This is a genomic window from Halomonas sp. A020, assembly GCF_027943625.1.
GTDB classification, from domain to species: Bacteria; Pseudomonadota; Gammaproteobacteria; order Pseudomonadales; family Halomonadaceae; genus Vreelandella; species Vreelandella piezotolerans.
In genome coordinates, this window is sequence record NZ_AP022850.1 from 3,380,933 (window position 1) to 3,399,917 (window position 18,985).

Genomic DNA, 18,985 nt, shown 5'->3' on the forward strand with positions numbered 1-18,985 from the left:
ACCGCGTCACGTCACCGCAGACAGTACGCCAACCTCGACAGGTGCGTTATCCTGCTCTTTTGCGCCCTTTCGATATCACTGCGTAAGGATACTACGTGCCACTCATGCGACGTTTCAGCTTGTTTTTCATGCTCTGTTGGCTACCTCTATTCGCCCACGGGCAGTGGTTCTCTTCCAGCAGCGACAGCGACTTCTTGCCCGTCATGGAAGCGTTTCAGCCGAGCGCATGGCACGATGGGGAAACGCTGAGCGTTGGCTTCGACATTGCCGATGCCTACTATCTTTACCGTCATCAGCTGTCGGTCACAAGCGAGCAACCCTCCATTGAACTCGGTACGCCCACCCTGCCACAGGGCATCTTTACTACTGATGAATTCATGGGAGACGTGTACGTTTTCCGCGAAAAAGTAGTGTTCGATATCCCGCTTAGCCAACCCTATAGCGGTCCTATCGACATCGCGTTGACCTTTCAGGGATGTGCCGATGCAGGGCTGTGCTACCCGCCAGAGCAAATTACCTTGACGGCTGCTGAAGCGTCGCCCCCCAGCGTATTTGCCCACTGGCAAAACGAGAAAACATCAAGCGCATCAACGTCGGCTGCTTCAGGCGAATCCGCATCAAACGACTCAGCCTCACTAGCGGGCGGAAACACTGGCTTCGCTGCGCCGCAAAGTGAGGATAGCCAATTCAGCGCGCTCATCAGCAATACCAGTCTACCGCTCGCTCTTGGGCTCTTTTTTCTCGCGGGTATCGGTCTTACCTTTACCCCCTGCGTGCTGCCCATGATCCCAATCCTGGCGTCCATCGTCGTTGGACAGAACCCCACCAAACCCCGTGCTTTCTTACTTTCTGCCAGCTACGTACTTGGCATGTCCGTCACTTATGCGCTGGTGGGCGTATTGATGGGCCTATTTGGCGCGGGGCTGAACCTCCAGGCACATTTACAGTCAGCACCGGTTCTGATCACCTTCGCCATTCTGTTTAGCCTTTTTGCGTTGGCGATGTTTGGTGCGTTCGATCTACGTGTCTCGCCACGTCTTGCCGGTAAAGTAGACACCTGGCAAGCACGCGCCCAGCGCAGCGGCCCACTTGGTCTCGCCGCTGCCGGCGCGCTATCGGTACTGGTGGTATCACCTTGCGTCACGGCCCCCCTTGCGGGCGCATTAGTATTCATCTCCTCAACCGGAGATGCCGCCATGGGCGGCGCCGTGCTGTTTGCACTAGGGCTCGGCATGGGGGTCCCACTATTGCTCGTCGGCACGTTTGGCGCCACACTAATGCCACGCTCTGGCGGCTGGATGAATGGCGTCAAAATTGCGTTTGGCCTTTTATTACTCGGCGTTGCCGTTTGGATGGTCGAGCGTTTGATCGCCCCCTCAGTGGCGCTCTTGCTGTGGGCGGCGCTAGCCATCGGCAGCGCACTTGCACTTGGCGCTCTCACGACGGCAAGCACATCTGGCTGGGCCAAAGTGCGCCAAACGCTAGGCTTGATGCTACTGGCATGGGGGGTCGCTCTGGTGCTTGGCGCGGCTCAGGGCAGTAGCAACCCGCTTCGCCCTCTGGCGGCCACTACCTCTGGCACTGCCCAGGCCGTGGACACGCTAGAATTTGAAGACGTCGACAGTCTCGATGCGCTAGAGGCTGTCCTAGCGCAAGCCTCACACGAAGGACGTCCCGTATTTGCACACTTCACTGCCGATTGGTGTATATCGTGCAAACTCATGGAGCGTGATGTCTACCCGACTCCGCAAGTCGCCGAGGCGTTGAACGATTTTCAACTCATTTCGGTCGATGTCACGAAGACCAATACGCAGAGCCGAGAACTACTCGATCATTTCCAACTCTTTGGTCCTCCTAGCCTGCTACTGTTTGACCAAGGGCAAGAAGTGCGTGAAGCGCGTATCCAAGGGGAGGTGTCTGCCGGAGCCCTCGTGCAGCATTTAAATGCCTTCAAACGCTGGCAAGAGAGCTAGACAGGCAACACGCTAAACGACAGCGCTTCAGCACACCTTTACAGCCACTGTGTCGCGAACGTCGTCAAACAATTGTTTAAATCGCAAAATTTGCTCCTCTTTAGGTGGATACTAGACACTGGTAGAGTTTTTCGGCAAACTCCGCAGCCATATTTGCTAAAAATGCATCTTTTAGCGATGAGCGTGGGGTAACGTTCGAGATCGTGCCTCGTTCTCTTCGTTTTTGAATTTGGTTTACTGCGCTTGCGAGCGCCACGCGATACGGGCCTAGTCGGCCTGTGACAACGTGCTAATTTGATCAACTTTTGGGGCCTACGGATGGATATTCGCAAAGTCAAAAAACTAATCGAGCTGCTGGAAGAGTCCAATATCAGCGAAATCGAAATTCAAGAAGGTGAAGAGTCGGTTCGTATTAGCCGTCACCCCAATGGCGCCGTTTGGCAGCCGCAGCCAATGCCGCAGTACGCGCAGCCCGCACCGGCAGCTCCTCAAGCATCGGCAGCCACTTCGCCGGCCGAAGCCGAGCCTCAGGGTGCCAGCTACCGTGGTGAAGCCGTCAACTCCCCCATGGTAGGCACCTTTTACCGCAGCCCGGCACCGGGTGCCAAAGCCTTCGTTGAAGTGGGCGACACCGTGAAGCAAGGCGATACCGTTTGTATCGTCGAAGCCATGAAAATGATGAACCAAATCGAAGCTGACCGCGATGGCGTGGTCGAGGCCATCCTAGTGGAAGATGGCGAGCCAGTGGAATTCGATCAACCGATGATCGTCCTCGCTTAATCTTTCATATCAACACGGGTGGATTCTCCCATGCTGGACAAGGTACTTATCGCGAACCGCGGCGAGATTGCCCTTCGTATCTTACGCGCCTGCAAAGAACTCGGGATCAAAACCGTAGCGGTTCACTCCAAGGCAGATCGCGAACTGATGCACGTTCGTCTCGCCGATGAAGCCGTGTGTATCGGCCCCGCCTCATCAGCGCAGTCGTACTTAAACATCCCGGCGTTGATCAGCGCGGCGGAAGTCACTGATTCGAGCGCCATTCACCCCGGTTATGGCTTTCTCTCTGAGAATGCCAACTTTGCCGAGCAGGTAGAGCGCTCGGGGTTCACCTTCATCGGCCCGCGCGCTGAGACCATCCGCTTAATGGGCGACAAAGTGAGCGCTATCAACGCCATGAAAGCGGCGGGCGTTCCCACTGTGCCTGGCTCCGATGGGCCGCTTGGCGACGATGACGCCACCAACTTGGCCACAGCGAAGCGCATTGGCTATCCGGTGATCATCAAGGCAGCGGCGGGTGGCGGCGGCCGCGGTATGCGCGTGGTGCACACCGAAGGCCACTTACTGTCTGCCATTACCGTCACGCAAACCGAAGCGCATGCAGCCTTCGGCGACGGAACGGTCTACATGGAGAAGTTTCTAGAGAAGCCTCGCCATGTGGAGGTGCAGGTATTGGCTGACGGCCAGGGGAATGCCATTCACCTCTATGACCGCGACTGTTCGCTGCAGCGTCGACATCAGAAAGTGTTAGAAGAAGCACCTGCGCCAGGCCTTGATCCTGACGCGCGCGCGAAAGTACTCGACGCTTGTCGCCAAGCGTGTATCGAGATCAACTATCGCGGCGCGGGCACTTTCGAATTCCTCTACGAAGATGGTGAATTCTTCTTCATCGAAATGAACACCCGTGTTCAGGTCGAGCACCCGGTGACGGAAATGGTGACGGGTGTCGATATCGTCAAAGAGCAGCTGCGCATTGCAGCTGGCCTACCCCTGTCGATTCGCCAGGAAGATGTGAAGCTGAACGGCCATGCGTTCGAATGTCGTATTAACGCTGAAGATTCGCGCACCTTCATGCCGTCTCCCGGCAAGGTGACCCTGTTTCACGCGCCTGGTGGGCTCGGCGTTCGCATGGACTCACACCTGTATACCGGCTACACCGTACCGCCGCATTACGACTCCTTGATCGGTAAGTTGATTACCTGGGGCGCTGACCGCGACATCGCCTTGACGCGCATGCGCAACGCACTCGACGAGCTGCTGGTCGAAGGCATCAAAACCAATATCGACCTGCAGAAAGACCTGGTCCGCGATAGCTACTTCCGCCAGGGCGGTGTCAATATCCACTACCTCGAGAAAAAGCTGAGCAGCTAATCTTTTGGTGGCGACGATGCCCGCCTATTGGCGGGCATTTTCGTGAGGTGGCCCCTATCATTCCGCTAATGTACCCGCTTCGTGATGTCGTCTTGATGATATCACCCGTTTGTTTCTTCCTTATTCGCCGTGGAGACTCCCCATGCCCTGGCTCCAATTAAAAGCACACGTCGCTCCCGAACAAGCCGAGCTTCTCGAAGAATTACTGCTCGAAGAGGGCGCGACGGCAATTGGTATGCAAGATGCCCACGACGACCCGGTCTTCGAACCCGAGCGCGGCACGACACCGCTATGGCAAGACACCATATTGACGGGGCTTTACGACGATCTTGATGGGATCGATGGCATGCTGAGCCGTATCGAAGCGGCTTGGGCAGAACAGATGCCAGGTGAACCCTGCCCGGCCATCGAGTACGAACTGCTAGCAGACCGCGACTGGGAGCGGGAGTGGATGGATGACTTCACGCCGCTGCGCATGGGGGAACGACTATGGATCGTGCCGAGTTGGCATGAGCCGCCCGAGGCGGGCGCGGTCAATCTGATCCTCGACCCGGGCCTTGCGTTCGGGACCGGCACTCATCCGACCACCGCGCTGTGTCTCGAGTGGCTGGATGGTTTAGCGGTAAACCATGAACTGCAGGGCAAAGATGTGCTGGACGTCGGCTGTGGCTCTGGCATTCTCGCCATTGCGGCCTTGAAGCTAGGCGCCTCCCACGCCGATGGCACGGATATCGACCCGCAAGCATTGCAGGCTAGCCGTGACAATGCCGAGCGCAATGCCATCGACGCCCAGCAGTTCACTCTCTGTTACCCTGAACAGTTGGAAGGCGGCCCCTACCCCATCGTTACAGCCAACATTTTAGCAGGCCCACTGGTCGAGCTATCCAATACGATTGCTGGACACGTGGCCCCTGGTGGCCGTATCGCGCTATCAGGCATACTGGCCAACCAAGCCACCGAAGTACGAGAAGCCTACGAAGCACAAGGGCTCTACATGGATGAGCCTACCCTTCGAGAGGGCTGGGTGCGTTTGACAGGCCGTCGCCCCGCATAAAATCGGGATTGGCCTTCAATAGCTTGCCGAGTAGGCGTATCATACGCTCCCTTGAAACGCCCTACTCGCCGCTTTCATGCCTAGCAAAGTATACCGCCATGACGTTGATGACTACTTCGCCACCTGCGATTGGGCCTTACCAACTGCCTAACCCGGTCATGCTGGCCCCGATGGCGGGCGTCACTGATCGCCCATTTCGCCAGCTATGCCGTCGGTTAGGCGCGGGCTGGGTCGTGGGAGAGATGGTCACGTCAGACCCTTCGCTTTGGCACACGCGCAAATCCCAGCTACGTATGGATCATCAGGGCGAACCCGACCCACGGGTCGTGCAGGTCGCTGGCGGGGATGCCGAGATGCTGGCGCAGGCGGCGAGACTCAATGTCGAACTAGGCGCGCAAATCATCGACATCAATATGGGGTGCCCGGCAAAAAAAGTGTGCAACAAAGCCGCTGGCTCAGCCCTCATGCGTGATGAAACGCTGGTCGCCGAGATTTTAGATGCCGTTGTGAAAGCGGTGGACATCCCCGTCACGCTCAAGATACGCACCGGTTGGTGTGCCGCTTCTAACAATGCACTGCGTATTGCCAAGCTGGCGGAATCTGCGGGCATCCAAGCGCTGGCCATTCATGGCCGTCACCGCGAACAGCGCTATACTGGTGAAGCCGAGTACGACACGATCGCCGACATAAAATCGCACCTCACGATCCCCGTGATTGCCAATGGCGATATCACCACCCCGGAGAAAGCCGCTCATGTGCTGCGTTACACTGGCGCTGATGCAGTGATGGTTGGCCGCGGCGCACAGGGCAATCCGTGGATTTTTCAACAAATCACGCATTACCTGACCCATGGTGAGCACTTGGCATCACCCGGCTTGGCTGAGCGATGCAGCGTCCTGCTGGAGCATCTGCAGGCACTTCATGACTTCTATGGCACCACCATGGGAGTGCGCATCGCGCGCAAGCACGTCGGCTGGTATCTCGACGACGACACGCGCTTTAACAATACCCAGCAGCGCACGCTCAAGCAGCAGTTCAACGCTCTGACCACGCCTGACGAGCAGTTTGACTGGATCCACAACGCCATGACCCAGGACGCTTCGAAGCGTCTGCTAGCCAAAGGAAGCCATGCGGCATGACTGAACGCGACCTGCTCTCCAGCGAACGCTCCTCACGACTCTCAGGCACGCTAGCAGCCCCCTCCGCCAGCGCACAGCCACAGCCACTGAGAGAAGCGGTAGAGACCGCCATGCGCCGTTACTTCGAGCATCTCGATGGCAGCCAAACATCTGACTTATATGCCATGGTGATGGCCGAAGTAGAGGCCCCACTGTTAGCGTGCGTGATGGAGCATACCGACGGTAATCAAACTCGCGCCGCCGACGTACTTGGCCTGAACCGTGGCACGCTACGCAAAAAACTCAAGCAGTATGGATTGATTGAAAGTGACGCCCCTTGATGGGGCGTTGCCGTTTTTTCACCTTAGACCCGTAGATGACGAGCATCCTTATGGCTGATAGCACCCCTACCCCCGTCCGCCGCGCCCTGCTGAGCGTATCCGATAAAACCGGCATCGTGGAGTTTGCCCAAGGCCTTGCCGCACACGGCGTCGAGCTGCTCTCCACCGGCGGCACTTACCGTTTGTTGAAAGAAAACGGAATGACGGTAAAAGAAGTATCGGAACACACCGGCTTTCCAGAAATCATGGACGGTCGGGTCAAAACGCTGCATCCGAAAATCCATGGCGGCATTTTGGCGCGCCGCGGCCAGGACGATGCCGTCATGGCTGACAATGACATCACCCCTATCGATATGGTGGTCGTCAACCTGTACCCGTTTGCAGCAACGGTCGCTAAACCAGATTGCACGCTCGAAGATGCCATCGAGAACATCGACATCGGCGGCCCCACCATGGTGCGCGCCTGTGCCAAAAACCATGCCTATACCACCATCGTGGTGAATGCCGACGATTACACTCGTGTGCTTGGCGAGCTCGACGAAAATGCGGGCCAAGTCAGCGCTTCCACGCGTTTTGACCTGGCCGTTAAAGCGTTCGAACATACCGCCGGTTATGACGGCGCCATCGCCGACTACCTGGGCCGCCAGGTCGCCAGCGACGGCACCACCTTTGCTCGCACCTTCAACCTGCAGCTTCACAAAAAGCAAGACATGCGATACGGCGAAAACCCGCATCAAAATGCTGCGTTCTATGTCGACCCCGCCGCCAGCGAGCCTAGTGTAGCCACCGCCAAAACGCTGCAAGGCAAGCCGCTCTCTTTCAACAACGTGGCCGATACCGACGCAGCATTCGAGTGCGTGAAAGCCTTTGACGAGACCGCCTGTGTCATCGTTAAGCACGCCAACCCGTGCGGGGTCGCCGTAGGCGCGACCGCATTGGAAGCTTACGACAAGGCCTTTGCCACCGACCCCACCAGCGCCTTTGGCGGCATCATTGCCTTTAATGTGCCGCTTGATGCGGACACCGCGCGAGCCATCGTTGACCGCCAGTTCGTGGAAGTCATCATTGCGCCTGGCGTCCATGATGAAGCGGCCCGCATCGTGGCGGAGAAACAGAACGTCCGCTTGCTGGATGTCGGCGACCATTGGCCGGGTACTGCGCAGCCTGCATTCGACTTTAAACGTGTGAATGGCGGCCTATTGGTACAAGATCGTGATCAAGGGATGGTCACTGAAGAGGCGCTCACCGTGGTCAGCGAGCGCGCCCCGACCAGCGAAGAGATGCGCGATCTCACCTTTGCATGGCGCGTTGCCAAGTTCGTGAAATCCAACGCCATCGTTTATGCAAAAGCGGGCCAAACCATTGGTGTCGGCGCAGGACAGATGAGCCGCGTGTACTCCGCTAAGATCGCAGGTATCAAAGCCGCCGATGAAGGGCTTTCCGTACCAGGCTCAGTGATGGCCTCCGATGCCTTCTTCCCCTTCAGGGACGGCATCGACGCCGCCGCTTCCGCTGGCATCACTGCCGTCATTCAGCCTGGCGGCTCCATGCGCGACCAAGAAGTGATCGATGCGGCTAACGAAGCAGGCATTGCCATGGTCTTCACCGGCATGCGTCACTTCCGCCACTAAACGGTCAGGTCATCTCACCTGCATTAAAAAAGCCCTCACTAGTGAGGGCTTTCAGGTCTATGATGAACTACTTACCAAGATCGATGCAGAGATACTTCGTTTCCAGGTACTCTTCCAAGCCCTGATGTCCCCCTTCTCTGCCGAGACCTGACGCCTTGACGCCACCAAACGGTGCCGCCGCATTGGAGATAAGGCCGGTATTAATGCCTACCATGCCATATTCTAACGCCTCTGCTACACGCCATACGCGAGCCAAATCCCGGGAATAGAAGTAAGACGCCAAGCCGTACTGAGTATCGTTGGCCATCTCGATAGCGGTTTCCTCATCATCGAAAGGAAACACGGCAGCAAGCGGACCAAACGTCTCTTCATGCGCCACTTTCATGGCATCGGTGGCAAAACTGATGAGCGTAGGCGTAAAGTAATTGCCCCCTAAGGGGTGCGGATGGCCACCTAGCAGAAGTTCGGCACCGTGATCGACGGCATCCTGGACGTGTTCGCTCACCTTTTTCACGGCGCTCTCATCGATTAACGGCCCGATGTTTACGCCTGGCTTAGTACCATCCCCCACTTTGAGTTCACTGTTCATCGCAACGGCCAGTTTTTCGCAAAACGCATTGATGACACTGGATTGAACCAAAAATCGGTTCGTACATACGCATGTCTGACCCGCATTACGAAACTTTGCCGCCATGGCGCCTTCTACCGCGGCGTCTAAATCCGCATCTTCGAACACAATGAACGGCGCATTGCCACCCAGCTCAAGCGAAATCTTTTGGATGTGTTCCGCTGCTTGAGCCATTAGCTTGCGCCCCACCTCCGTCGATCCTGTAAAGGTGATTTTGCGAACCTTGGGAGACTCAGTCAGCGCTTTGGCAATATCTGACGCGCTGCCAGGCACCACGTTGAACACACCACGAGGGATGCCTGCACGTTCGGCTAGCAGAGCCAATGCCGTCGCCGAAAACGGGGTTTGGCTTGCAGGCTTGACAACGATCGTGCAACCAGCAGCCAGAGCGGCACCGGCTTTGCGTGTAATCATCGCTGCTGGGAAGTTCCAAGGAGTGATCGCCCCCACTACACCCACGGGCTGCTTGGTAACGACGATGCGCTGATTGGCATTGGCTGCAGGAATCGTTTCACCGTAAACGCGACGAGCCTCTTCAGCAAACCAACGTAGAAAGCTCGCAGCATAAACGATTTCACCTTCAGCTTCTTTGACCGGCTTACCTTGCTCATGCGTCATGAGAAGCGCGAGATCCTGCTTATGTTCGAGCATCAAATCATGCCATTTGAGCAACAAGTCCGCCCGCTCTTGAGCAGTTAGCGCCCGCCATGCCGGCAGTGCTGCATCGGCTGCCTCGATGGCACGCTCGGTTTCCGCTCTACCCAGTCGAGGGATATCCCCTACTGGCTCGCCAGTAGCGGGATTCGTGACGTTGATTTGCTCACCGCTGTCAGCGGCTACCCAACTGCCATCGATATAGGCAAATGGGCAATATAGCTGCGTTTCTCTCAGCGCTTCCATGACAGACTCCTGACCAAATGACGGCCTAATCGGCTCATTGACCCGTTCATGCTAAGACGAAACGACGCGTTTCACCAAACCTTTGATACAAAAGGTCAGCGCCACTCGGCCTAACTAATCAATGTCAAAAATTCCTGGCGAGTGGCTTGGTTACTGCGGAACCCTCCCAGCATGACGGAAGAGGTCATGCTCGAGTTCTGCTTTTCGACCCCACGCATCATCATGCAAAGGTGTCGAGCTTCGATGACGACCGCCACTCCTCGCGCCTGGGTGACTTGCTGCACCGCTTCTGCAATTTCTCTGGTCAGGTTTTCCTGAATCTGCATACGTCGCGCATACATGTCGACGATGCGCGCGAACTTGGACAAACCCAACACCTTGCCACTGGGCAAGTAAGCTATGTGACACTTGCCAATAAATGGCAGCAAATGGTGCTCGCACATCGAGTAGAGCTCGATATCCTTGACCAACACCATTTCGTCGGTTTGTGATTCGAACACGGCGCCATTGACGATCTCTTCGAGCGACTGGTGATAACCAGCGTTCAAAAACTGCATGGCCTTAGCGGCTCGCTTGGGCGTATCTCTTAGGCCCTCGCGATCCGGGTTTTCACCCAAAGCGGTAATGATGTGACGGTAATGTTGGGCGATGTCGTCGGTCATGGTAGGCCTCATTAAACTGTGCTTGTTCGCTATCACTCAATCGCTTTGCAGCAATGTCATCGCGCCAGCGAGCCTCATTTTCGGCAAACTATTTTTAGCTTGCAGTGTTATCCGTTTAGCTGCCTTACCTAGCGTGCTAGCTGAACGCCTATCTTGGACAACCATCCTGTACAAAAAATATACCTTAAAAAATTTATGTACAACAAGAACGGCCTATTAATCTATTTTAACGCACCTAAGCAGGCTGTGGCAGAGTGACACGCACCCCCCTTCGGCACTATAAGAGCTGTGCTATGCTATGGGCATCATTTTCCTGCTGACAATGCAGGTATCACTGTTGAGAGTAAGCCATGTCATTTAAATCATCGCCCTTTTGGCTAGCCGCCCTGCTGGGTACGTTATGGGTATCCTCCACTTATGCAGAAGAGTCGATGCTGACCTTGCCAAGCGGCGCAAAGGTGGGCGTTGAAGTCGTCGAGGCTCTGGCGTTCGATAATACCCAGTCACGTTATAGCGACATTCTTCTTCATCCAACGACCGCTAACGGGACCACAGACGCGCTTCCTGAATATTGCTTGCTGGTGGCGAACGCACAGCTAAACGGTGATCGCATACGTATTACCACGCAGGATGCCACCTGCATTGAAACCCATGATGCAGAAAGCGCCATTTACTCCGGCTCATTCTCTGCGAGCGCTTACGCAGAAGATGGCCAATATGGTATCCCCTGCGGTAACAGTGACTGCACGCTTGCACCTGGACAATCGTTCGTTCTTACGTTGGATGAAAGCATTCAGATCGCCGCGCAAGATAACCCCTCTGCCGAGATAAACGCGACTCGGCGTCAAGCCAATGGTGAAGGCGTGGCCAACCCAATTCCTGGCGAACGCCCTGATCCTGACCAAAGTATCGAAAACCCAGCGCCGACTGAACAGCCTAATTAACGCCTACTTTTTCATACCGCGGCCTTTCGTCGTTGAATACGAAAGGTCGCTGTGTCCTTTCCTCATCGTTGTTCGATGCTAGGCCAGCCACAATGGCGTTTCTAACTGAAGCAACTGCTGCTCGAGCTGTCGTATGTGTTGATCCCAGTAACCCGCTTCCGCCAACCAGGGAAATGCGCGAGGAAAAGCCGGGTCTTCCCAGCGACTAACCAACCAAGCCGCGTGTCGTGTGAGACGATACGCTCTTAAAGGCTCGATGAGTGACATTTGCTCATGCGGAAATGGCCTGGTTTCTTCGTACCCCTCGACGATTTCACTAAGCTGCGTGCGCCACTGCTGAGGCTCTTCCATGGGTAACAGCATCCAAACGTCCTGAATGGCAGGCGCCATCAAGCAGTCGTCGAAATCGACCAGATGGAAGTCTCCATCACGACCTAATACGTTACCTAAGTGGCAGTCACCGTGAGCCCGAATCATACACTCAGCGCTCAACGCTACGCTCTCTAAATGTTGACGTATCTTATTCACTACCCGTTGATAAGCGCGCGCCTGATGGTCATTCAGCCACGGGCTTGCCAGAACACGCCGCTCGGCATCACTGACACCTTCCGCTAGCCGCAGCGTGTCACGGTGCTGAAAAGGGGCTTGCGCTGCCACTTCGTGAAGCCGTCCTAACACCTCCCCTAAGGCAAACAAGTGGTCCGGGTTATCCAACTCCGGCGCTTGACCAGAGCATTGAGAAAACAGCGCAAAACGAAATGGCCCAAACGTATGCAAAGATTTGTAATGCGCATCTCGCCAAGGTGCGACGACAGGCACGCCTGCCTGGGTCAATTCGGTTAAGAACGCGTGCTCTTCTTCGATCGCTTCGTTGGACCAACGTCCCGGCCGGTAAAATTTCACGACCCAACGGGCACCCGTGTCATCACGGAACATCAGCACACGGTTTTCATAGCTATTCAAAGCAAAGGGTTCCCCTGAAGGCCAGATACCGATTGACTCTATTGCCGACATGACGAGGTCAGGTGACAGCGCACTAAACGGATGCGACATAAATGACTCCTTAAAAGAGCTGACTAGTTTATCAACTCTTCTGAAAGGGTGTGCGAGCAGCTGCCCACACGTCCACGCGCTTCGCACCCTGTGCCAGCGCAGCGGCGGCCAAGGCATGGCCGGTTGCCCCTGTGGTGACTACATCATCGACGATGGTGACATGTTCAGGTATGCCCCCCTCCATCCTAAAGGCGTCGCTTACGTTTCGGCGCCGCTCTTTACGATTCAAAGAGCGTTGTGAAGGCACCTGTTTGATACAACGCGCTCGAAGGACTGGCATACCCGTGTTCTTGCCGAGCCGTTTGGCCAGCCAATGTGCTTGATTAAAGCCACGCTCTTTAGCCCGCGCTGGAAACATGGGGACGGGAAGCAAAGCGTTACCCAACGCGGGCGGTGGTTGTGAAAGCATCAAATTCACTAGCAACTGACCGGCACGAGGCGACGCCTGAAATTTGAAATCATGCACTAGTTGCGACACAACCTCTTGATAGCAAAGTGCTGCAGTGGTGATCGTAAAGCTCGGCGGCTCTACCAAACAGTGGCCGCAGCGACTCTCACCGGCGCCCAAAAGCGGTTCGGCACACTGCTCGCAGCTCACTCGATTCCAAGGCAGTTGCGCATAGCACTCCTCACACCATCCGCTTTCAGTTGCTCGAGAGCACAAACAAAAGGCGCAGTAACCTGGCAAACCTCGCTTAAGCCACTGATTCATGACCATGGTCCATTTCATCATTGTATGTACATCCCATGTCTGACAGTCAAAATAGCAGCGCATCGTGATTGACATTAACGCTGAAGTTGATAATATACGCCTCGTCTTCTGCGGATGTGGTGGAATTGGTAGACACGCTAGATTTAGGTTCTAGTGCCGTAAGGTGTGGGAGTTCGAGTCTCCCCATCCGCACCAATTTAAAATGTAAAACCTCAAAGGATTCGGTAGCGCATAGCTAGCCGAATTTTTTTGTTTCCAACTCCCCTTCATCGTATCAACCTAACTAGCTGACTTCGCCCTTTTTTTAGGCTACGTTATCGGTCTATCTACGCCGTCAATTTTGAGAAGGATCTCAACTTATGCAATGGCTGAACGACAATGCTCAGGCAATTTCTGCAGTGGCCAGTATTTGTACACTGTTCGTATGGGTGTTTTACGCGCAATTGCTCTATAACGGCTACGTGCGACAACGCCGACCTCGCATCATCGTCAATCGGGGTAAAGGTATCGGCACCAAAGCCCTGTGCTTGATCAGCAATATGAGCAGTGAGGCTATCTATATTCAACACTTGGTCGCCGTCCTGCACACTCGCGAAGGAGTGTATGAATTGGATGTCGTCGAGTATCAGCAGCAAAGCGGGGATGACAACGAAGAGTGCTACCGCACCCATCAGGGGCCTTTGGCATCGGGAGATTATTTGCACATACAGTCGTTTGGCTCGATCGTGGATCAGTTGGTTCAGCACTGGAAGCTAGACCAAGGCACCTTGCAAGAGCAAACACCAGAGCTCGAGATACGAGTCATCGCAATTTATGGCTCCGAAGATATGCCGGTCGGTGCCTCGAGGCGCTTTGCTTTGGATTTAAACGCAGATCCGCTCCATCAACTCACGCCACTTAAAGTAGATACCGAGCGCATGAACAGTCGGCGCGATCGTAAGCGAGTACTGGAGTGGGCAAAAGCCATCGAGATGCATAAAGCACAATGATGTGCGCACCTAATTAAAAGGCGGGGACGTTCCTATGAAACCTATCATTGCGCTCGTTTGGTTAGGCGCGCTGAGTACCCTCTCGTTCGGTGTGCATGCGGATGAGGAAGACAGCGACTTACCTGACTGGGCCGAAGAACGGGTAGAACCTTTCCGCGCCCGCATCGGCAATTGGGTCGACAATACGTCTCGTAATATTGATGCTTTTTTTGGCGGTGAACACTCGGCCACTGTCCAAAACAAGTCCTACTTACGTTTAGGCCAAGAAATCGACTGGATGGAAGGTGACGGCACCAACGGTGACATTAGCGTTCGTTATCGCATCGACCTGCCCACCACCGAGGAGCGTTTGAGACTCGTGGTCGAGAGCGATCCAGAAGAGTCGCAGGGTACGCTAGCCGATCAAGGTTCGGGTCGCCTCTACAATGATCAGAGAGACCGCAGCACGTCTACATTTGGCCTCGATTGGTTAGAAAGCCGTGATAAACGAGAAAATTGGAGCAATCGGATAGGCGCAGGTATTCGCCTACGTATGCCACTCGACCCGTATGTTCGTTTCACTAGCGAGCGGCTGTGGGACATTGGCGACGGCCCCTGGCAGCTGGAGTCCTTCAACCGTCTATCCTGGTTCAATAATGAAGGCTATTCGGCACGCACGACGTGGGACATAGGTCGCCCACTCTCCGAAAATAGACATTTGCGCTTTATCACTACCGTCCAATGGCGAGAGGAAGAAGACAAGCTGGAGTTTAGCGAAGTCGCTCAGCTCAATCAGCGTCTGAACGACCGCAGTGCACTACGTCATTCAGCCATTGCGATTGGTGAAAGCGCTTCCAATCCACGCATGACCAACTATTACCTACAAACCCGCTACCGTCGCGATCTTCACAAAGGCATTCTGTTTGGCGATGTCATACCAGAGCTGCATTTTCAGCGCGAGGATAGTTACGACCCCCGCTGGGCAATGACACTGCGTTTAGAAATGTACTTTCAGCGTGATATTCAGCGAGACTACTTTCAATTCTAACCGCAGCGTCGTCATCGGTAAGCGGTTTTAAAGCCGCAAACCCCCATCACATTCGATAATGCGTGCGGTGAAATAATCATTATCAAAAATGAACGCGACACTTTGAGCAATATGATCCGGCTCGCCTAAATGCTTTAACGGAACGTTAGATTCGATTCTTTCTAACATATCGGGACGCATCGAGGCCGTCATCTCGGTTTCGATAAAGCCAGGCGCGACGGTACCGGTGCGCACCCCGTAGCGTGCCAACTCTTTTCCCCACGTAACGGTTAGGGCATGCACTCCCGCTTTGGCGGCAGCGTAATTGCTTTGCCCCATATTGCCCGCGCGAGAAATGCTGGAAATATTGACGATAACGCCGTCATGTCCCGCCTCGACCATCTGGGCCGCCGCCTCACGACCGCATAAGAATACCCCCGTCAAATTAACGTCCAGTACGCGCTGCCACGCGGAGAGTGACATGCGTTTTTCAACGACGCCATCTCTAGCTTTGATCAATAGGCCATCATCAGTAATCCCAGCATTGTTCACACAGCCACTGACCGGGCCCATTCGATCGGCGATATCGGCAAACGCACGCTCGACGGATGCCTCATCTGCAACGTTGACTACGAAAGCCTGAGCGGTCACCCCCTCTGCACTTAAAGCAGACACCGCCCCATCCAGGGCCTCAGCACTCATATCCAACAGCGCAAGGTGGGCTCCTTGTCTACCTAACCGTTGCGCAATAGCAAACCCAAGGCCTCGAGCGCCCCCCGTTATTGCAATCACTTTCTTGTCCACTTGCATCTCTCTCTCCTTAGCAGGTTTGTCTGCCGCATTGACAACCCATCCAGCACGCGTCGCCTTTCTTTTTGCATTGCAGCATAGAATAGCCCACGAAAAATATCGAGCCCACCAGGGCGTTGGGACACTCATGGGACTGCTTGTTTTTTATATTTCTGTCACCATATCCGTTAATTACGACCGTCTTGGAGCTGGCTATGCCTATTCTTCTCTTTATATCGCTCTTTACGCTACTGGACTTTGTGCTGCTTTTTTCACTCGGCAGCCAGATAGGCTTATTGGCCACACTGATATTGGTGTTAAGCACCGGCTTCATCGGACTTCACCTCATTCGCAAGGAAGGTGTCTCCACCTTCGCCCGCGCCCGACAGCGCATGCAAATGGGTGAAATCCCCTCTCAGGAGCTACTGACTGGCGCCGCCCTCATCTTTGGTGGCGCTCTTTTGCTTGCCCCAGGGTTCCTATCCGACGCGCTCGGTATCGCCTGCTTGATTCCCAACGCTCGCCAACTACTCATGAAAGCCCTGACCTGGGTTGGTTTAAAAAGCGCTTCGCATCGGCACACGTATCAGCGTGGCGCAGAAGACTGGGGGCGGTCGAACGAACAGCCCTCCTCCCATCGTGAAGAAGGCCCTATCGAAGGTGAATTCATAAGCGGTGACGATGAGCCGCGCCGTCGCTAAGTCATTCACCTGATTGCCAAAGGTGGCGAGGTATTTTTTTTCATACCTACCCCTTGAAAGGCGTTGGGCAGCCCCCACTTTTGTGTCAGCACACAGGTTCGGCGAAGGCTTTGCTTTCGCCATTGACATGAAGGCAGCACGCCTTCGCTTTCCGAGGGCTGAGCCCGCGGAAATCCCTTTAAGCTAACTGCCCCTTTTGGGCTTTGACGAACCTCAGGAGAACGTGAGCATGAATATCCGTCCTTTGCACGATCGCGTCGTCATCCGTCGCGTGGAAGAAGAGCAGAAAACCGCTGGCGGCATCGTGCTACCGGGTAATGCGCAGGAAAAACCCACGCGTGGTGAAGTTCTGGCCGTTGGTAATGGCCGTATTCTGGATAACGGCGACGTACGTCCACTGGATGTAAAAGTGGGCGATACGGTGATTTTTAAAGACGGCTTTGGCGTTGAGAAGCAAAAAATCAACGGCGAAGAAGTTCTGATCATGAGCGAAGCCGATATTCTGGCCGTCGTCGAAGGCTAATCCGACTCGGCTAATTACTTTCCCATTTTTATTTCAATTGTTAGGAAGTAACGAACATGGCAGCTAAGCAAGTTAAGTTCTCCGATGATGCTCGCAAACGCATGGCACGTGGTGTCGACGTCCTGGCGAACGCCGTTAAAGTCACGCTGGGCCCGAAAGGCCGCAACGTGGTTTTGGACAAATCCTTCGGCGCGCCGACCGTCACTAAAGACGGTGTCTCTGTCGCAAAAGAGATCGAACTGAAAGACAAGTTCGAGAACATGGGCGCCCAGATGGTGAAAGAAGTCGCTTCCAAGACTTCCGACGCCGCCGGTGACGGTACCACCACGGCCACCGTTCTGGCACAGGCCATCGTAGCGGAAGGCTTGAAAGGCGTGACCGCGGGCATGAACCCGATGGATTTGAAACGCGGTATCGACCAAGCCGTGACCGCAGCGGTCAAAGAGATTCAGGCGATGTCCGTGCCCTGCACCGACACCAAGTCCATTGCGCAAGTAGGCACGATCTCTGCCAACGGCGACAAGCGCATTGGCGAAATCATCGCCGAAGCGATGGAAAAAGTCGGTAAAGAAGGCGTCATCACCGTTGATGAAGGTCGCGGCTTTGAAGACGAGCTTGAAGTGGTTGAAGGCATGCAGTTCGACCGCGGCTACCTCTCGCCCTACTTCGTCACCAACCAAGACACCATGACCGTCGAGTTGGAAGATCCGTACATCCTGCTCGTTGACAAGAAGATCTCCAACATTCGCGAACTACTGCCGGTGCTGGAAGCCGTTGCCAAGCAAGGCAAGCCGCTGGCCATCATCGCTGAAGATATCGAAGGCGAAGCGCTTGCGACGCTGGTCGTGAACAACATGCGCGGTATCGTGAAAGTTGCGGCTGCCAAAGCACCTGGCTTCGGCGACCGTCGCAAAGCGATGCTGCAGGATATCGCTATCCTGACCAACGGCACCGTGATCTCCGAAGAAGTAGGTCTGACCCTTGAGCAGGCAAACCTGGATCACCTGGGTACTGCCAAGCGCATGACCATGTCTAAAGAGAACACCACCATCATCGATGGCGCAGGTGCTGAAGACGACATCGAAGCGCGCGTTAATCAAATCCGCGCGCAAATCGAAGAAACCTCTTCTGACTACGACAAAGAGAAGCTGCAAGAGCGCGTTGCCAAGCTGGCAGGCGGCGTTGCCGTCATTCGCGTCGGTGCAGCAACAGAAGTTGAAATGAAAGAGAAGAAAGCCCGTGTTGAAGATGCTCTGCACTCAACTCGCGCTGCCGTAGAAGAAGGCGTCGTACCTGGTGGCGGTACTGCCCTGGTACGCGTGATGGCCAAAGTACAAGGCCTGACCGGTGACAACGAAGACCAGAACCACGGTATCAACATGGCGCTTCGTGCCATGCAGGCACCGCTGCGTCAGATCGTCACCAACGCGGGCGAAGAAGCTGCTGTGGTCATCAACCGCGTGAAAGATGGTGAAGGCAACTTCGGTTACAACGCGCAAACCAGCGAGTACGGCGACCTGTTCGAAATGGGTGTTCTCGACCCGGCAAAAGTAACCCGCACTGCGTTGCAGTCTGCTGGTTCCGTTGCTGGCCTGATGATCACCACCGAGTGCATGATCGCCGACGACCCGGAAGAGAAAGAAGCTGCCCCGGATATGGGTGGCATGGGCGGAATGGGTGGCATGGGCGGCATGATGTAATGCACCCATGAGCCTAACGCTCTGACGTTTAACGTCATTAAGAACCCCGCTTCGGCGGGGTTCTTTCGTTGCTGCCGCCTTCATGGCGTCATAAAGCGTGCTACCATCAC

At 55.2% G+C, this 18,985-nt stretch carries 18 protein-coding genes and 1 tRNA gene; 14 read left to right on the forward strand and 5 right to left on the reverse strand.

The window, feature by feature from the left end; translation table 11 throughout:
* Positions 1-104 precede the first annotated feature (104 nt).
* From dsbD to purH, 7 genes are all read left to right on the forward strand, one after another.
* Entirely contained in the window at positions 105-1,973 is a 1,869-nt protein-coding gene (gene dsbD, locus FRH_RS15935) for a protein-disulfide reductase DsbD (RefSeq protein ID WP_281997240.1), read from the forward strand.
* Positions 1,974-2,291: 318 nt separating this feature from the next.
* Positions 2,292-2,753 (forward strand): acetyl-CoA carboxylase biotin carboxyl carrier protein, encoded by a 462-nt coding sequence (gene accB, locus FRH_RS15940; protein WP_139527392.1) that lies wholly within the window; start codon positions 2,292-2,294, stop codon positions 2,751-2,753.
* A gap of 30 nt (positions 2,754-2,783) precedes the next feature.
* Positions 2,784-4,124: an acetyl-CoA carboxylase biotin carboxylase subunit gene (gene accC / locus FRH_RS15945; protein ID WP_139527391.1), complete on the forward strand. Its 1,341-nt coding sequence runs from the start codon at positions 2,784-2,786 to the stop codon at positions 4,122-4,124.
* A 142-nt stretch (positions 4,125-4,266) separates the two neighbouring features.
* Positions 4,267-5,178 carry a 50S ribosomal protein L11 methyltransferase gene (prmA, locus tag FRH_RS15950; protein WP_139527390.1) on the forward strand — a complete coding sequence of 304 codons (912 nt, stop codon included), beginning with the start codon at positions 4,267-4,269 and terminating at the stop codon, positions 5,176-5,178.
* A gap of 98 nt (positions 5,179-5,276) precedes the next feature.
* Positions 5,277-6,317 carry a tRNA dihydrouridine synthase DusB gene (dusB, locus tag FRH_RS15955; protein ID WP_239295710.1) on the forward strand — a complete coding sequence of 347 codons (1,041 nt, stop codon included), beginning with the start codon at positions 5,277-5,279 and terminating at the stop codon, positions 6,315-6,317.
* A complete protein-coding gene (gene fis / locus FRH_RS15960) occupies positions 6,314-6,637 on the forward strand; it encodes a DNA-binding transcriptional regulator Fis (RefSeq protein WP_153843377.1) in 324 nt (107 codons plus the stop codon). Before dusB ends, fis begins: the two co-directional genes overlap by 4 nt.
* A gap of 50 nt (positions 6,638-6,687) precedes the next feature.
* Positions 6,688-8,268 (forward strand): bifunctional phosphoribosylaminoimidazolecarboxamide formyltransferase/IMP cyclohydrolase, encoded by a 1,581-nt coding sequence (purH, locus tag FRH_RS15965; RefSeq protein WP_281997241.1) that lies wholly within the window; start codon positions 6,688-6,690, stop codon positions 8,266-8,268.
* A 67-nt stretch (positions 8,269-8,335) separates the two neighbouring features.
* Here purH and FRH_RS15970 read toward each other — a convergent pair whose 3' ends face one another.
* Together FRH_RS15970 and folE are read right to left on the reverse strand one after the other, a co-directional pair.
* Positions 8,336-9,796, reverse strand: coding sequence for an NAD-dependent succinate-semialdehyde dehydrogenase (locus FRH_RS15970; protein WP_153843379.1), 1,461 nt, complete (start codon positions 9,794-9,796; stop codon positions 8,336-8,338).
* A gap of 110 nt (positions 9,797-9,906) precedes the next feature.
* On the reverse strand, positions 9,907-10,458 hold the full coding sequence (gene folE / locus FRH_RS15975) for a GTP cyclohydrolase I FolE (RefSeq protein WP_139527385.1): 552 nt from the start codon (positions 10,456-10,458) through the stop codon (positions 9,907-9,909).
* A 350-nt stretch (positions 10,459-10,808) separates the two neighbouring features.
* Here folE and FRH_RS15980 point away from each other — a divergent pair, with 350 nt between their 5' ends.
* On the forward strand, positions 10,809-11,402 hold the full coding sequence (locus FRH_RS15980) for a hypothetical protein (protein WP_281997242.1): 594 nt from the start codon (positions 10,809-10,811) through the stop codon (positions 11,400-11,402).
* Between the two features lie 78 nt (positions 11,403-11,480).
* Here the strand turns inward: FRH_RS15980 and FRH_RS15985 are convergent, their stop codons facing one another.
* On the reverse strand, positions 11,481-12,455 hold the full coding sequence (locus tag FRH_RS15985) for a serine/threonine protein kinase (RefSeq protein ID WP_281997243.1): 975 nt from the start codon (positions 12,453-12,455) through the stop codon (positions 11,481-11,483).
* Positions 12,456-12,486: 31 nt separating this feature from the next.
* Positions 12,487-13,242, reverse strand: coding sequence for a ComF family protein (locus FRH_RS18580; protein WP_348773452.1), 756 nt, complete (start codon positions 13,240-13,242; stop codon positions 12,487-12,489).
* A 35-nt stretch (positions 13,243-13,277) separates the two neighbouring features.
* On the opposite strand from FRH_RS18580, the gene FRH_RS15990 reads away from it, so the two are divergent.
* From FRH_RS15990 to FRH_RS16000, 3 genes are all read left to right on the forward strand, one after another.
* Positions 13,278-13,362, forward strand: a tRNA-Leu gene (locus FRH_RS15990).
* A gap of 164 nt (positions 13,363-13,526) precedes the next feature.
* Positions 13,527-14,156, forward strand: coding sequence for a hypothetical protein (locus FRH_RS15995; RefSeq protein ID WP_139527381.1), 630 nt, complete (start codon positions 13,527-13,529; stop codon positions 14,154-14,156).
* A 34-nt stretch (positions 14,157-14,190) separates the two neighbouring features.
* Positions 14,191-15,183, forward strand: a complete 993-nt coding sequence (locus FRH_RS16000; RefSeq protein ID WP_139527380.1) for a hypothetical protein — start codon at positions 14,191-14,193, stop codon at positions 15,181-15,183.
* Positions 15,184-15,210: 27 nt separating this feature from the next.
* Here the strand turns inward: FRH_RS16000 and FRH_RS16005 are convergent, their stop codons facing one another.
* Complete coding sequence (locus tag FRH_RS16005) at positions 15,211-15,972, reverse strand: SDR family oxidoreductase (RefSeq protein WP_281997244.1); 762 nt, start codon at positions 15,970-15,972, stop codon at positions 15,211-15,213.
* A gap of 194 nt (positions 15,973-16,166) precedes the next feature.
* On the opposite strand from FRH_RS16005, the gene FRH_RS16010 reads away from it, so the two are divergent.
* From FRH_RS16010 to groL, 3 genes are all read left to right on the forward strand, one after another.
* Positions 16,167-16,652, forward strand: a complete 486-nt coding sequence (locus FRH_RS16010) for an FxsA family protein (RefSeq protein WP_281997245.1) — start codon at positions 16,167-16,169, stop codon at positions 16,650-16,652.
* Between the two features lie 229 nt (positions 16,653-16,881).
* The gene (locus tag FRH_RS16015; RefSeq protein WP_139527377.1) at positions 16,882-17,175 is read left to right on the forward strand and encodes a co-chaperone GroES; all 294 of its coding nucleotides are present in this window, start codon (positions 16,882-16,884) and stop codon (positions 17,173-17,175) included.
* Between the two features lie 56 nt (positions 17,176-17,231).
* The gene (gene groL, locus FRH_RS16020) at positions 17,232-18,875 is read left to right on the forward strand and encodes a chaperonin GroEL (RefSeq protein WP_139527376.1); all 1,644 of its coding nucleotides are present in this window, start codon (positions 17,232-17,234) and stop codon (positions 18,873-18,875) included.
* The last annotated feature ends 110 nt before the right edge of the window (positions 18,876-18,985 follow it).

Coding starts and splice junctions, on each gene's coding strand:
- FRH_RS18580 (WP_348773452.1), bottom strand. CDS start 13,242: ATGTCAATCACGATGCGCTGCTATTTTGACTGTCAGACATGGGATGTA.
- FRH_RS16010 (WP_281997245.1), top strand. CDS start 16,167: ATGCCTATTCTTCTCTTTATATCGCTCTTTACGCTACTGGACTTTGTG.
- FRH_RS15980 (WP_281997242.1), top strand. CDS start 10,809: ATGTCATTTAAATCATCGCCCTTTTGGCTAGCCGCCCTGCTGGGTACG.
- dsbD (WP_281997240.1), top strand. CDS start 105: ATGCGACGTTTCAGCTTGTTTTTCATGCTCTGTTGGCTACCTCTATTC.
- prmA (WP_139527390.1), top strand. CDS start 4,267: ATGCCCTGGCTCCAATTAAAAGCACACGTCGCTCCCGAACAAGCCGAG.
- accC (WP_139527391.1), top strand. CDS start 2,784: ATGCTGGACAAGGTACTTATCGCGAACCGCGGCGAGATTGCCCTTCGT.
- folE (WP_139527385.1), bottom strand. CDS start 10,458: ATGACCGACGACATCGCCCAACATTACCGTCACATCATTACCGCTTTG.
- accB (WP_139527392.1), top strand. CDS start 2,292: ATGGATATTCGCAAAGTCAAAAAACTAATCGAGCTGCTGGAAGAGTCC.
- fis (WP_153843377.1), top strand. CDS start 6,314: ATGACTGAACGCGACCTGCTCTCCAGCGAACGCTCCTCACGACTCTCA.
- groL (WP_139527376.1), top strand. CDS start 17,232: ATGGCAGCTAAGCAAGTTAAGTTCTCCGATGATGCTCGCAAACGCATG.
- FRH_RS16000 (WP_139527380.1), top strand. CDS start 14,191: ATGAAACCTATCATTGCGCTCGTTTGGTTAGGCGCGCTGAGTACCCTC.
- dusB (WP_239295710.1), top strand. CDS start 5,277: ATGACGTTGATGACTACTTCGCCACCTGCGATTGGGCCTTACCAACTG.
- purH (WP_281997241.1), top strand. CDS start 6,688: ATGGCTGATAGCACCCCTACCCCCGTCCGCCGCGCCCTGCTGAGCGTA.
- FRH_RS15995 (WP_139527381.1), top strand. CDS start 13,527: ATGCAATGGCTGAACGACAATGCTCAGGCAATTTCTGCAGTGGCCAGT.
- FRH_RS15985 (WP_281997243.1), bottom strand. CDS start 12,455: ATGTCGCATCCGTTTAGTGCGCTGTCACCTGACCTCGTCATGTCGGCA.
- FRH_RS16015 (WP_139527377.1), top strand. CDS start 16,882: ATGAATATCCGTCCTTTGCACGATCGCGTCGTCATCCGTCGCGTGGAA.
- FRH_RS15970 (WP_153843379.1), bottom strand. CDS start 9,796: ATGGAAGCGCTGAGAGAAACGCAGCTATATTGCCCATTTGCCTATATC.
- FRH_RS16005 (WP_281997244.1), bottom strand. CDS start 15,972: ATGCAAGTGGACAAGAAAGTGATTGCAATAACGGGGGGCGCTCGAGGC.